Origin of the sequence: Stenotrophomonas sp. NLF4-10, from assembly GCF_022359915.1 — a bacterium.
Taxonomy (GTDB): domain Bacteria; phylum Pseudomonadota; class Gammaproteobacteria; order Xanthomonadales; family Xanthomonadaceae; genus Stenotrophomonas; species Stenotrophomonas daejeonensis.
The window spans coordinates 554,778-567,708 of the sequence record NZ_JAKSEE010000003.1 but is presented as its reverse complement, the minus strand read 5'-3'; the positions used below and the strand labels follow the sequence as shown (position 1 = coordinate 567,708).

Annotated in this window: 11 protein-coding genes; 2 read left to right on the top strand and 9 right to left on the bottom strand. The window is 68.8% G+C overall.

What is annotated here, in order from left to right:
- Positions 1-24 precede the first annotated feature (24 nt).
- Together MIC98_RS02600 and MIC98_RS02595 are read right to left on the bottom strand one after the other, a co-directional pair.
- Positions 25-315, bottom strand: coding sequence for a hypothetical protein (locus MIC98_RS02600; protein WP_239735225.1), 291 nt, complete (start codon positions 313-315; stop codon positions 25-27).
- A gap of 795 nt (positions 316-1,110) precedes the next feature.
- Positions 1,111-2,391: an acetyl-CoA C-acetyltransferase gene (locus MIC98_RS02595; RefSeq protein ID WP_239735223.1), complete on the bottom strand. Its 1,281-nt coding sequence runs from the start codon at positions 2,389-2,391 to the stop codon at positions 1,111-1,113.
- Positions 2,392-2,495: 104 nt separating this feature from the next.
- Here MIC98_RS02595 and MIC98_RS02590 point away from each other — a divergent pair, with 104 nt between their 5' ends.
- A complete protein-coding gene (locus MIC98_RS02590; protein WP_239735221.1) occupies positions 2,496-3,383 on the top strand; it encodes a hypothetical protein in 888 nt (295 codons plus the stop codon).
- A 201-nt stretch (positions 3,384-3,584) separates the two neighbouring features.
- Here the strand turns inward: MIC98_RS02590 and MIC98_RS02585 are convergent, their stop codons facing one another.
- From MIC98_RS02585 to ntrC, 5 genes are all read right to left on the bottom strand, one after another.
- Entirely contained in the window at positions 3,585-4,199 is a 615-nt protein-coding gene (locus MIC98_RS02585) for a superoxide dismutase family protein (protein WP_239735219.1), read from the bottom strand.
- Between the two features lie 42 nt (positions 4,200-4,241).
- A complete protein-coding gene (locus MIC98_RS02580; RefSeq protein WP_239735217.1) occupies positions 4,242-4,811 on the bottom strand; it encodes a superoxide dismutase family protein in 570 nt (189 codons plus the stop codon).
- A gap of 95 nt (positions 4,812-4,906) precedes the next feature.
- Positions 4,907-7,390, bottom strand: a complete 2,484-nt coding sequence (locus tag MIC98_RS02575) for a protein kinase (protein ID WP_239735215.1) — start codon at positions 7,388-7,390, stop codon at positions 4,907-4,909.
- A complete protein-coding gene (locus MIC98_RS02570) occupies positions 7,384-7,947 on the bottom strand; it encodes an ECF-type sigma factor (protein WP_239735213.1) in 564 nt (187 codons plus the stop codon). The genes MIC98_RS02575 and MIC98_RS02570 overlap by 7 nt, the downstream gene beginning before the upstream one ends.
- A 47-nt stretch (positions 7,948-7,994) precedes the next feature.
- Positions 7,995-9,440, bottom strand: a complete 1,446-nt coding sequence (ntrC, locus tag MIC98_RS02565) for a nitrogen regulation protein NR(I) (protein ID WP_239735211.1) — start codon at positions 9,438-9,440, stop codon at positions 7,995-7,997.
- A gap of 72 nt (positions 9,441-9,512) precedes the next feature.
- On the opposite strand from ntrC, the gene MIC98_RS02560 reads away from it, so the two are divergent.
- Positions 9,513-9,824 (top strand): hypothetical protein, encoded by a 312-nt coding sequence (locus MIC98_RS02560; RefSeq protein ID WP_239735209.1) that lies wholly within the window; start codon positions 9,513-9,515, stop codon positions 9,822-9,824.
- Positions 9,825-10,306: 482 nt separating this feature from the next.
- Here the strand turns inward: MIC98_RS02560 and MIC98_RS02555 are convergent, their stop codons facing one another.
- Together MIC98_RS02555 and amt are read right to left on the bottom strand one after the other, a co-directional pair.
- Positions 10,307-11,347, bottom strand: coding sequence for an ATP-binding protein (locus MIC98_RS02555; RefSeq protein WP_239735208.1), 1,041 nt, complete (start codon positions 11,345-11,347; stop codon positions 10,307-10,309).
- A 64-nt stretch (positions 11,348-11,411) separates the two neighbouring features.
- Positions 11,412-12,764: an ammonium transporter gene (amt, locus tag MIC98_RS02550; protein ID WP_275584465.1), complete on the bottom strand. Its 1,353-nt coding sequence runs from the start codon at positions 12,762-12,764 to the stop codon at positions 11,412-11,414.
- Positions 12,765-12,931 lie beyond the last annotated feature (167 nt).

Below are 12,931 nucleotides of genomic sequence, written 5' to 3'. Positions count from 1 at the left end.
GTCGCCGAGCTTCGCGAGTTCCGGTCACACGAACAACGGCACCGCGCCATCTTTGGCGCTGAGTTGGAACGCCGTGGCCGCCCTCGCTGCCGCAGCTACTGGCTCTGTGGCATCGGCGGCTTCGTGCTCGGGGCCACAACCGGCCTGCTTGGGTCCAGTGCCATCGCTGCCACTACCGCTGCGGTCGAGAGCGTCGTGCTCCGGCACTTGGAGCACCAAATTTCCGTACTCCAAGGCCATGACCCTTCCGCCGTCCTGGCAATCTCCGCCATAGTCGCTGAGGAACAACAGCATCATGACCAATCGCTTGGGCATGTCCGGACTGGTACATTTTGGCCCAGAGTTTTGGCGCCTATTGTGTCTGCCTCCACGGAGACGGTCATTTGGTTAGGTATGCGGCTGTGAGCCCTAATGCCTGAATCAAGCCGCGTTGCGAAGCAACGTCGGCTTGAATGAATTGTTAGGCACCGCCCGACATTGCCAAGGACTCATGGGAACGCCTCATGCTCTGCGAGCGGTACTGCCAACTTTGCCCATGCCGGACGGTGGCCGGTGAATAGCGCGTCTGTAGGTGAAAAGACAGTAGGGTTGTCCAGACCGCCCACGTAGATTGTGACCATGTCCGGTTCCGACTCAGGTGTGCCAAATAGCAGGCAACCGCACTCAGAGCAGAAATTTCGGACAGCAGGCAGGCCGCTGCCGCCATTGACGCGTGACTGCTTTACCGGCCCAGAGTGAGTGAACGATTCCTTTGGAACGCCTAGAACCGGAACGCCGCCACTGCCAGAAGCACGCTGGCAATCGCGGCAGTGGCAGATGACGGAGAACAACGCAGGCCCAGATGATCTGTACTGGACTGCACCACAAAGACAGCGGCCGGTGAGCATATGTGCTTCTGCAGTTGGCGAGACAGTGTGATAGGTGCCTAACAATTCATTCAAACCAACGTTGCTTCGCAACGCGGCTTGATATAGGCATTAGATCCAGCAGCCGCGCAGAGTCCTCCATCCAAGGCCTAAGCACGCGGCTTGGAGACTAAGCTGACCGGAGAAGCTCGGCGAACCAAGTGCGATATCCCGGTCTACGTCCACGAAACCGCAGCGCGGTTGCTCAGCGCTCGACGATCGCCACCACGCCCATGCCGCCTGCGGTGCAGATCGACACCAGTGCGCGGCCGCCGCCGCGTTCGGCCAGTTCCTTGGACACGGTGGCGATGATGCGCGCTCCGGTCGCGGCGAATGGGTGGCCGGTGGCCAGCGAGGAACCCAGCGGGTTGATCTTGTCCGGGTCGATGCGGCCCAGCGGTGCGTCCAGGCCGAGGCGGGTGCGGCAGTAATCCTCGCTCTCCCAGGCGCGCAGCGTGCACAGCACCTGCGCGGCGAAGGCTTCGTGGATCTCGTAGATGTCGAAGTCCTGCAGGGTCAGGCCGTTGCGCTTGAGCATTTCCGGCACGGCGATGGTCGGTGCCATCAGCAGGCCTTCGCCGTGGACGAAATCCACCGCCGCCACCTGCGCGTCGCGCAGGTACGCCTGCGGCGCGTGGCCGTGGGCGCGCGCCCATTCCTCCGAGGCCAGCAGCACCGCGGCGGCGCCGTCGGTCAGCGGGGTGGAATTGGCGGCGGTCAGCGTGCCGCGGCCGGAAGTCTTGTCGAACGCCGGCTTCAGCGTCGCCAGCTTCTCCAGCGAGGTGTCCGGGCGCAGGATGTTGTCGCGCTCCACGCCGCGGAACGGCGCGATCAGGCCGTCGAAGAAACCGCGCTCGTAGGCCGCGGCCAGCTTCTTGTGCGAGGACACCGCCCATTCGTCCTGCGAGTCGCGGCTGATGTTCCACTCCTTGGCCATGTCCTCGCAGTGGTCGCCCATGCTCTTGCCGGTGCGCGGCTCGGCCACGCCGGGGAACTCCGGCTTGAGCTCGGAGAACTTGAAGCCGGAGACCAGCGCCTTGAGCTTGTCGCCGGTGCTCTTGGCGCGGTTGGCGGCCAGCAGGCGGCTGCGCAGCTGCTTGCCGTAGACGATCGGCACGTCCGAAGTAGTGTCGGAACCGCCGCCGATGCCCGATTCGACCTGCCCCAGCGCGATCTTGTTGGCCACGGTGATGATGCTGTCCAGCGAGGTGCCGCAGGCGCGTTGCAGGGTGATGCCCGGGGTCAGCGGCGACAGCCCGGAGGACAGCGTGGCCTCGCGGCCGAGGTTCCAGTCGCTGGGGTGCTTGATCACCGCGCCCATCGCCACTTCGCCCAGTTGCTGGCCGTGCAGGCCGAAGCGTTCGACCAGCGCGCCGAGGGTGCGTACCGACATGCCGAGGTTGCCGACGTCCGAATAGGCGGTGTTTTGGCGGCAGAACGGGATGCGGACACCACCGAGGATGGCGACGGGACGGGCGCTGGACATGCGGTTACCTGCAGGGGGAGTGGACTGGCACGGAACTGCCTGCAACGGCAGGCATAATGGACATTGAGTGTAGCTTCGAGCCCGTGACGGGCCAACCGCAAACGATGAGCAATCCCAATCCCGAGATGAACGCGCTGGGCGTGATGGCGCTGGAACTGGCCGGTGGCGAGCAGCCGCGGGCGGCCGCGCTGTCGTCCGTGCAGGCCGGCGAGCTGGCCACGCTGGTCGGCCGCGACCTGGCCAAGCTGGTGCCGCAGGCCAGCAGCCTGGACCTGGTGCTGGCTGCGGCGCATTTCGACCCGGCCGAGGTGCTGCGCCCCGGTTGGCCGGTGCACCGGCGGCTGGAAGAGCTGCAGATGCGCGCCCCCGGCCGCAACCAGGGCCCGCGCCAACTGGCCTTCGGCGCCGACGCCAGCGGCGACGTGCCCCTGCCCCTGCAGGCCGACGCCACGCTGGCCGGCGGCGGCCTGCGGGTGCTGCCGTTCGTGCTGGCCGGTGGCGACGCCGCGCTGCTGCGCGAGACCCGCGACGCGCTGGAAGAGGTGCTGCTGGCCAACGGCATGGCGCAGCCGGACACCGCGCTGCTGGCGCAGGACGCCTTCGGCGCGCGCATCGAGCATGCCCGCTATTTCACCGTCAACGACCTGGCCGCGATGATGGCCATGCAGTACGACAACCAGGGCCTGGCCGCGCTGTGGCCGCTGCTGGAGACGGCGATGTTCGACCCGGCCGGGGAGCAATGGCTGGAAATCGCACCCGAACCGCTGCTGCGCTACGCCGGCGGCGAGGCGCGCATGGCGCTGTTCGACCCGGCCGGCTGGTGCGCGCACTACGGCCATGAAAACGGCGACTGCGACCGCCTGCAACGCATCTACGAGCAGTTCCTGATGCGCCAGCGGCAGATGGCCGCGGTGCTCGAAGCACATGGCATCGACGTGCTGTACGTGCACGTGGAAGCCGGGCAGGACGCGAAGGCGCTGCTGGTGCGCTGAGCAGGTAGTGCCGGCCGCTGGCCGGCAGCCTCGCAGGACGTCGATCCCGCGGATGCCGGCCAGAGGCCGGCACTACTTGGTGATTGTCGGCACTGTCGCTCCACCGGCAGAGAGCCGCCCGACCAACGGTCGGGCGCTACCCGGCAGTCCGGAAACCAAGGGTGCCGGCCGACTGGCCGGCACTGTCCCGATGCGGGAGCCTTATTCGGCCTTGGCGATCACTGCGCAGGCCAGGCGCGCGCCGGCGTTGCCGGTGGGCTGGCTGTGGTAGTCGTCGGGATCGGCGTGGACGATCAGGCCGCGGCCGAGGATGTCGAATTCATCACCCTTGCCGACGTTGACGTTGCTCGACACCGGGCCGTCGACATGGGCGTTGCCCTGCGCGTCGGCGACGATGTTCGGCATGTCGCCGCCGTGGTGCACGGCCGCCTCGACGCTGCCGTGGTCGGCGTTGCCCGGGTTGAAGTGGCCACCGGCGCTGCTGCCGTCGGTCGAGCTGCAATCGCCCTTTTCGTGGATGTGGAAGCCGTGCTCGCTGTTCGGCGCCAGGCCGCTGATGTCGCCGCTGGCGCGCAGCTGGCCATCTTCGGTCACGGTGAAGGCAATGCTGCCGGCGACCGTGTTGCCCTCGGTGGGCTGCAGCGTGGCGGTGGCCACCGGCGCCTGCATCGGCGGCGGCGCGGCCGGGTCGGCGGCCGGCGCCTCGATCGCGGCGTCGGCGGCATCGCTGGACGGGGTGGTCGGCTCGGTGCCCGGCTTGCAGGCACTCAGGGCCAGCACGCTGGCGGCGAACAGGGTGGTATGGATCATGCGCATCGTCGTACTCCCTTGTGGGGTTGGATTTGCGGGTGGCCGCATTCAGCGGGTGACGCGGATCACGCCACAGGCGACCCGGGCGCCGGCGTTGCCCGCCGGCTGGCTGCGGTAGTCGTCGGCATCGGCGTGGACCACCAGCGCGCGGCCGGCAATGTCGTTGGCTGCACCGCCGCCAAGGGTAACCCCGCGCAGGTGCATGTCCATGTGTACGACGCCCGTGGCGTCGGCCTGCAGGTTGTCCATGTCGCCGGCGTGGTGCGTGCCGCTGCCGGCACGGCCGTGCGGCTGCGCGGCCGGGTTGAAGTGGCCGCCGGCGCTGCTGGCGTCCACCGCGCTGCAATCGCCCTTTTCATGCACGTGGAACGCGACCTGCCGGCCACGCGGCAGGCCGCCGATGACGCCGGTGATGTGCACGCCACCGGCCTCCGGCACCAGCGCCAGCCGGCCGCTGACCAGGCTGGCCGAGGCCGGTGCCAGGTTCGCTTCGGCCAGTTGCGCGGTGCTGACCGCAGGTGGCGCGGGCGGTGCTTCCGGGCGGGCCGGAGGACGGCCACCACAGGCGGAAAGCAACGCGGTGCCGGCCAGTGCCAGCAGGGGAAGGCGAAGACGCATGGAGATTCCTCGGGCGATGCGGCAGGCATTGTGCCGTTGCGAAAGGTCGCGGCGACGTGCGGGAGTCACAGGCGGAATGTGGCGAGCGATGCCGGTCACCGGTGCTCCCGCTGCCGGGGGGCGTCGTTCTTCCGTCGCGCCTTTTCCACGTTCTCCAGGGTTTCCCGCACGCTGCGCAGGGGGTCGCCGCGATCGTCGCCGTAGACTTCGCGCATCGCCTGCAAGGCGGCACTGGCATGGAGGTGGGCATCGGCGACATGGCCGAGCGCAAGTTCCGCCTCGGCCAGGCCACGCAGGATTTCGGCGGTAACCGGGTGGTTGCGCGAAAAGACCCGGTCGGCGATTTCCAGCAAGGCACGTTGCTCCCGCTCCGACTCCTCCGCGTGGCCGGCCGCCAGCAGCCAGTTGGCATGGTTATGGCGGGCAACGATGGTATCGGGCGCTTCCGGCCCCGAATGGATGCGGCTCCATTCCATTGCGGCACGGTAATGCGGGCCCGACGCTTCCACCTTGCCCTGTTGGCGCAACGCACCTGCCAGCAGGCCACGGGCACCGGCGGTATAGCCATTGTCTTCCCCGTACAGGCGTTCATAGGCATCGACCACCGGACGCAGTTGGGCCTCGGCGGCCGCGAAATCGCGCTGGTACAGGTAGGCCACCGCCAGGTCGCGGCGGGTGACCAGGGTCAGGGGATCCTCGGCCCCTTTCAGGTGCGTCCGGCGCTGCAGGATATCGCGCAGCAACGCGATGGCCTGCAACTGGTCACCGGTGCTGGACAGGATGTTGGCAAGGCGTTTCTTCGCATCCAGGCGGAACTGGTCGTCCGCCGGTAGCAGGCGGGCCTGGCCCGCCTCCGCCTCGCGCGCCTCGCGCAAGGCGGCATCCGGCCGGCCCAGGTCGCTGAGCACCATCGCCAACCGGGACTGCATGTCGTAGGCAAGCCATAGATGCTCCGGGTCGCCGCTCCGTGCCCGCTCGATGCCTTCGGCGAGCAGGGCGTTGGCCTCCTGCAGTTCCCCGGCACCCACCAGGGCATCGCCCAGCACCTGGGTTGCGCGCAGATACTGGAATTCGAGCAGGCCCGGATGCTTGCCGGCCAGGGTACGCACCACCTGCAGATGGGCGATGGCCGGCTCGAACGCGGCCAGTTGGGTCTGGTTGATGCCGATGAGCAGTTCCACGTCGGCCTGGATGTCCGGCCAGGCCGCCAGTTCCCGCCCCGCACGCTTCGAGGCATCGTCGAGCACGCGCAGCATCAGGGTCTTGTCCAGGTCCTGCGAGATCGCCGGGTCCACGCTGTCCAGCACCGAGGCGAGGAAGTCCGAGGTTACCTTGGCCCGCGCGGCTTCCTGTCGTGCCTGCCGCAGGGACCAACTGGTGACCAGCAGGCCGGCGACCAGTGCGGCAGCGACCACGCCGGTGGCGGATACCACCAACCGGTTGCGGCGCACGAACTTGCGCGCCGCCAGCCAGCGCACCCGGCCTGCTGCGCGCGGTGGATAGTGCGCGAGCCAGCGCCGCAGGTCGTCCAGCAGCGATGACACCGATTCGTAGCGCGCGCTGCACTCGGCCTGCATCGCCTTGAGCACGATGGCGTCCACGCCGTCGCACAGTTCGCGCCGCAGCACGCGCGGCGTGGTGGCGCGCCGTGCGGCCAGCTCGCGCTGCTTCTGCGCCGGCAGCGCTTGCAGGCATTGCGACGGGGCAAGCACCGTGCCGGCCTGCGGGCGCATGCCGCAGGCCAGTTCGTGCAGCATCGCGCCGAGCGAATAGACGTCGCTGCGCGCATCGGCCTCGCTGCCCGCGCGGGCCTGCTCCGGGCTCATGTAGCCCGGCGTGCCGCCACCGGACACTTCGCCTTCGGCGTCGGTTTCCACAGCGATGCCGAAGTCGATGATCTTCGGCAGCGGCTGGCCATCGACGTTGCCGACCAGCACGTTGCCGGGCTTCAGGTCGCGGTGGATCACGCCCTTCTGGTGCGCGTGCTGCACGCCCTCGCCGGCCTTGACCAGCAGTTCGACGCGCTGGCGCAGGCTCGACGCGTGCTGGTCGCACCAGGTCGAAATCGGCTGGCCGCGGATGTATTCCATCACCAGCCAGGCGTGGCCGTCGGGCTCGATGCCGGCGTCGTGGATCTGCGCGATGGCCGGGTGCTGCATCTGCGCCAGCAGCCGGCATTCGTATTCGAAATGGCCGTGGCGGCGCGCATCCAGCGCCGGCGTGCGCACCCGCTTCAATGCGACTTCGCGCTCGTAGGCGCCATCGGCGCGGCGCGCCAGGTAGACCCGGCCCATGCCGCCGCTGCCGATGACCCGCTCCAGCGCCCACGGGCCGAAGCGGGTGCCGGGCGGCAGCTCCGGGTCGCTGGCGCGCAGCGTCGCCTCGGCCGCGTGCTGCAGCGGATCGCGCAGGCGGCGGGTGGCGTCGGTGTCGGCGGCGATCAGCGCCAGCAGTTCGCGCTGCAGTTCCGGGTCATCGCCGGCATGGGCGTGGACGAAGGTGGTGCGCTCGGATTCGGGCAGCTCGGTGGCCTGGTGGAACAGTTCGCCCAGGCGGGCCCATGCGTCGGCGTTCAACATGACAGGCGGGTCGCGAGCCAGGCGCGGGTGAAGCGCAGGTCGCGCTGCAGGGTGGCCGGGGAAACATCGAGCAGTTCGGCGGTTTCGGCGACGCTGAAACCGGCCAGTTCGTTCAATGCGAACGCCTGCGCCTTGCGCTCGTCCATCCGTGTGAGCTGGTCGAAGGCCTCGGCCATCAGCTGCAGGTCCTCCGGTTGCGGCGAGGGATCGAGCAGCGTCACCGTCAGGGTCAGCGGGCGCAGGTCGCCACCGCGCTTCTGGCTGGCCTGCATGCGCGCCAGGTCAATCAGCAGGTTGCGCATTTTCAGTGCCGCCACCGCGTAGAAATGCGCGCGCGACTGGAACGGATGCGGGTTCGCCGACAGCCGTATCCAGGCCTCGTGCAGCAACTCGGTGGCCTGCAGGCCCGCTGGCCCGCCATGCGCCAGCCGGCGTACGGCGATGCCGTGCAACTCCTGGTAGACCTCTTCGGCCAATACCGCGCTGGCCTCACGGTCGCCATGTTGCCAACGCCGGATCAGGCCGGTGATGTCCGCAGAGGGAGGCTGTGTTTCCATCGGGGGCCGATCATACACGGCCCGTTCACGCGACAGGATGGCGGCACTCAGCGGCGGCGACCGGAACCGAGCTTGCGGGTGATGGTGTTGCGGCCGAGGCCGAGCCGCGCGGCGGCTTCGCCGCGGTGGCCATCGGTGAAGGCCAGCGCCGCTTCCAGCAATGCGGCGTCCATGCGCTCGCGCGCTTCGGCATGCAGGCCGCTGGCGCCTTCGGACAGGCGCTGCCGGGCCCATGCGGCCAATGCGTGGTCCCATTGTTCGGGCGTGGTGGCGTCGGCGTCGGCGGTGGCGGGACGGCGACGGCCGCCGCGCGCCAACGCCGCGCGCACGTCGTCGGCGGAGATGGCGTCGGCCACGGCCAGCGCGGCCAGCCGCCAGCAGACGTTTTCCAGTTCGCGCACGTTGCCGGGCCAGTCGTGCTGGCGCAGCGCCTGCACGGCAGCGGCGGACAGGTGCTTGCGCGGCACGTCGAGCCGGCGGGCGGCACTGGCTAGGAAGGTGGCGGCCAGTTGCGCCACGTCGTCGATGCGTTCGCGCAGCGGCGGCAGCCACAGCCGCACCATGTCCAGCCGGTGCAGCAGGTCGGCGCGGAAGCGGCCCTGTTCGACCAGCGTTTCCAGGTCCTGATGGGTGGCGGCGACCACGCGCACGTCGACGCGGATCAGCTCGCGGCCACCGACGCGGAAGAATTCGCCTTCGGCCAGCACCCGCAGCAGGCGGGTCTGCAGCGGCAGCGGCATGTCACCGATTTCGTCGAGGAACAGGGTGCCGCCATCGGCCTGCTCGAAGCGGCCGACATGGCGCTTGCTGGCGCCGGTGAACGCGCCGGCTTCGTGGCCGAACAATTCGCTTTCCAGCAGTTCGGCGGGAATGGCGGCGGTATTGAGCGCGACGAACGGGCCGCGTGCACGTGGCGATTCGCGGTGCAGCGCATTGGCCACCAGTTCCTTGCCGGTGCCGGTTTCGCCATTGATCAGCACCGACAACGGCGCCTGCGCGAGGCGGCCGATGGCGCGGAACAGCGCGCGCATCGCCGGGGTGTCGCCGATCAGCTGCGGCGGACCGGCGTGCTTCGTCGGAGCGGGCGTGGTTTCCGGCGATGCGGCTCCCATCTCCGGCAGCGTGCGCCGCGCCAGTTCCACCGCGTCGTCCAGATCGAACGGCTTGGACAGGAATTCGTGGGCGCCACCACGGAATGCGCCGGCGGTGCTGGCGACGTCGGTGTGCGCCGACATCACGATCACCGGCAGCTGCGGGTGCGCGGCCTTAAGTTTCTCCAGCAACACCAGGCCGTCATCGCCGGGCATGCGCACGTCGGTGAACAGCAGTGCCGGCGGCGGGCGCCGCGTGAGTGCGTCGAGCGCGGCGGCGGCGCTGTCGAAGCCTTCGACGGCGTAGCCGGCATCGCGCAGGGCGGTGCTGAGGACGAAGCGCACCGAGCGGTCGTCATCGACGACCCAGAGCGTGTGGGCTTGGGTGTCAGTGGGTTTCATTGCGCCCCCGCAAGTGATGGGCGATTCGGCCGCCAGGATGCATGCCGTTGCAGGCACGAGAGGAGCCAGCTGTTGCTGTTGCTGTTGCTGTTGCTGTTGCTGTTGCTGTTGCTGTTGCTGTTGCTGTTGCTGTTGCTGTTGCTGTTGCTCGTGATTTTGCCTTCAGCTTTTGACGTTCGGGTTCCCTTCCGCAGCGACGGAGCCGACGGACAAGACCCCGCAGGGGCGACGTGCATGGATGCACGTCGTTTTTCGACACGACATGGATGTCGTGTCGAAAAATCCCGGCGGCGGAGTGGACCCGACGCGCGTAGCGCGTTGGGCGCGGAGGCAGGGCGTGCTTTCTTTTGGCTACCTTTTCTTTGCACGAGCAAAGAAAAGTAGCTCGCTCCCTGACAAGGGAGCGAAAGCTCTTGACTCTTGGATCTTCGCAGAAACGCTCAAGTCCAAAGCGGGAGCAACGACGAGAATCAAAGCAGGAGCTTGAAAGCAGAGCTTTCACTCCTGCTCCGCAGGAGCGAGTCACTTTTCTTTGCTTGTGCAAAGAAAAGTAACCAAAAGAAAGCACAGCCGGACGCGAGCCGATGCGGCTACGCCGCATCGGTCCCCTGCGCTCCTCGCGGGCCGGGGGGACGGCGCACAACTCGCTTCGCTCAGACACGTGCGCCTCTTCGCCCCCCGTCCCGCTGCGGTGCTCGGCTCGCTTTACGGCAGGGGAAGTCAAAAGCCGAGGAGCAACAGCAAAATCACGAGCAGCAGCAAAAGCAGGCTCCGCTCTGCGCGAGAACGAAGAGAGGAATTTTCGCCGGGAGCAAGCTCCCGACCTACGGGGGGCGGAGACGCGGGCGGCCCCGTCGCAAGATGCATCAACCATCGCCTGTCTCCACGCCCGGCAGCGGCAGCAGCACCGTGAATACCGTGTGCCCCGGCCGCGAGCGGTAGCTCAAGGTGCCGCGATGCTCGCGCGCCACCTGCTGCGCCAGCGCCAACCCCAACCCGGTGCCCTCGGCACGGCCGCTGACCAGCGGCAGGAACAGGTGCTCGGCCAGTTCCTCCGGTACGCCACGGCCGTCGTCGGCCACTTCCAGCCGCAATGCCAACGGGTGCAGCTGCTCGGCGATGCGCAGGCCATGCTCGACGCGGGTGCGCAGGGTGATGCGGGTGGCACCGGCCTGGATGGCGTTGCGCACCAGGTTAAGCAGCGCCTGGGTGAGGCGGTCGCCGTCGCCGGGCAGCTCGGGGATGCTGGGGTCGTAGTCGCGCTGCAGTTGCAGCGACCAACCGGCCTCGCTCTCGACCAGCCGCAGCACCCGCTCCAGCGCGGCATGGATGTTCAGCGGCGCGTGCGGGCGCGGCGGGGCCGGCGACAGCAGTTGTTCGAGCAGGGTGTTGAGGCGCTCGATCTCGACGCCGATCAGCTCGACCAGCTCGCGCTCCTCGACGTCGCGGCCGTGGGCGCGGCGTGCCAGCAGCTGGGCCGCGCCCTTCAACCCCGCCAGCGGATTGCGCAGTTCGTGCGCCAGGCCCTTGAGCGCGGCGCTGAACGCACCCGGCAACACCTGCGCCGGGTCGGCGGTGGGAAACTCGTCCACCGGATGCGCCTCCAGCAACCAGCCGCCTTCCCGCGCGCTCAGCCAGCCGTCGGCGAAGCGCGGCGCCTCGCCGGGCAGGGCCAGCGCCAGCCGCGGCAGGCGGATGGTTTCCGCGTCCGGGGCCAGCAGGCGGCTGGCGAGGGCGTCGTCCTGCACCTCCAGCGAAGCCAGCGGCTGGCCCAGCAGGCGCCGCACGCTCACCCCCAGCCAGCGGCAGAACGCCGGGGTGGCACCGGCGATGCGTCCGTCGGTGCCGGTCCACACCAGCGGCGTGGCCAGTTGTTCCAATGAAGGGGCGGCGTGGGCGGCATCCATTGCACCAATATAGTGCAAAGCCTCTCCGTGGATGGGGTCGAGCCGGCCCACGCGCGCCATCGGCTCAGCTCTCGTAGGCCGATTCGCCGTGCGTGCTGATGTCCAGCCCGGTGCGCTCGGCTTCCTCGCTGACGCGCAGGCCGACCAGCGCGCGCACCAGCAGCAGGATCAAGGCGGTGACCACCGCGCACCACGCCACGGTGAAGCCGATGCTGACCGCCTGCACCCACAGCTGGTGGCCGATGTCCATGTCCGCCACGGTGCCGCCCAGCGACTGCGCGCTGAACACGCCGGTGAGCAGTGCGCCGACGATGCCGCCCACGCCGTGCACGCCGAACACGTCGGCGGTGTCGTCGGCACGCAGCAGGCGCTTGAGCCCGGTGACGCCCCACACGCAGGCCACGCCGCTGGCGAAACCAATCACGATGGCGCCCAGCGGCCCCACCGTGCCGCAGGCCGGGGTGATGCCGACCAGCCCGGCCACCGCGCCCGAGGCCGCGCCCAGCGCCGAGGGGTGGCCCTTGGTGATGGCCTCCAGCCCGGTCCAGCCCAGCACCGCCGCGGCGGTGGCGAGCAGGGTATTGATGAAGGCCAGTGCCGCCACGCCATCGGCGGCGGCCGCCGAGCCGGCGTTGAAACCGAACCAGCCCACCCACAGCAGCATCGCGCCGATCCAGGTCAGCGGCAGGTTGTGCGGCTTGAGCGCGGCATGGCCGTAGCCGAGCCGCTTGCCGACGAACCATGCCGCCACCAGCCCGGCCACGCCTGCATTGATGTGGACCACGGTGCCACCGGCGAAGTCGATGGCGCCCATCTCGCCCAGCCAGCCGCCGCCCCAGACGGTGTGCGCCATCGGGATGTAGCTCAGGGTGAACCACAGCGCCGAGAACAGCAGCACCGCGCGGAAGCGGATGCGCTCGGCGAAGGCACCGACCACCAGTGCGGCGGTGATGCCGGCGAAGGTGGACTGGAAGGCGACGAACAGGTAGTCCGGCAGGCCGGCAATTGGCGTGTTGCCGACCGAATCGGGGGCGAAGCCCTTGAGGAAGGCAAACTGCGTGAACGACCCGAACAGGGTGTTGCCGTCGCTGAACACCGCGCTGTAGCCATAGGCCACCCACAGCATCAGCACCAGCGAGAACACCACCAGCACCTGGCTGAGCACCGACAGCACGTTCTTGGCGCGCACCAGCCCGCCGTAGAACAACGCCAGCCCCGGCACCACCATCATCAGCACCAGCAGCGTGGCGGTGAGCATCCACGCCACATCGCCACGCTCGAATGTGGCTGCTGTCTGCGCGGCCTCCTGTGCCGATGCCCCGAGGGGCAGCACCGCCAGCGCGAGGCCGGCGAGCAGGGATGTCAGGCACAGACCACCGAACCGGGTGTTCAACCCGGTGAAAAATTCCGTTCGCATTTTCGTCTCCGGTTATGGCTGGATCAGCGCCCGGGATCGGCCTTCAGAGCCCCTCTCCCTCCGGGAGAGGGGTTGGGGTGAGGGGCAAACGGAGTCCAGATGGTTCAGACATGATGGACTCCGTTCGTCCCTCATCCGCCCCTTCGGGGCACCTTCTCCCACAGGGA

Coding starts and splice junctions, on each gene's coding strand:
- MIC98_RS02600 (WP_239735225.1), bottom strand. CDS start 315: ATGCCCAAGCGATTGGTCATGATGCTGTTGTTCCTCAGCGACTATGGC.
- MIC98_RS02595 (WP_239735223.1), bottom strand. CDS start 2,391: ATGTCCAGCGCCCGTCCCGTCGCCATCCTCGGTGGTGTCCGCATCCCG.
- MIC98_RS02590 (WP_239735221.1), top strand. CDS start 2,496: ATGAGCAATCCCAATCCCGAGATGAACGCGCTGGGCGTGATGGCGCTG.
- MIC98_RS02585 (WP_239735219.1), bottom strand. CDS start 4,199: ATGCGCATGATCCATACCACCCTGTTCGCCGCCAGCGTGCTGGCCCTG.
- MIC98_RS02580 (WP_239735217.1), bottom strand. CDS start 4,811: ATGCGTCTTCGCCTTCCCCTGCTGGCACTGGCCGGCACCGCGTTGCTT.
- MIC98_RS02575 (WP_239735215.1), bottom strand. CDS start 7,390: ATGTTGAACGCCGACGCATGGGCCCGCCTGGGCGAACTGTTCCACCAG.
- MIC98_RS02570 (WP_239735213.1), bottom strand. CDS start 7,947: ATGGAAACACAGCCTCCCTCTGCGGACATCACCGGCCTGATCCGGCGT.
- ntrC (WP_239735211.1), bottom strand. CDS start 9,440: ATGAAACCCACTGACACCCAAGCCCACACGCTCTGGGTCGTCGATGAC.
- MIC98_RS02555 (WP_239735208.1), bottom strand. CDS start 11,347: ATGGATGCCGCCCACGCCGCCCCTTCATTGGAACAACTGGCCACGCCG.
- amt (WP_275584465.1), bottom strand. CDS start 12,764: ATGCGAACGGAATTTTTCACCGGGTTGAACACCCGGTTCGGTGGTCTG.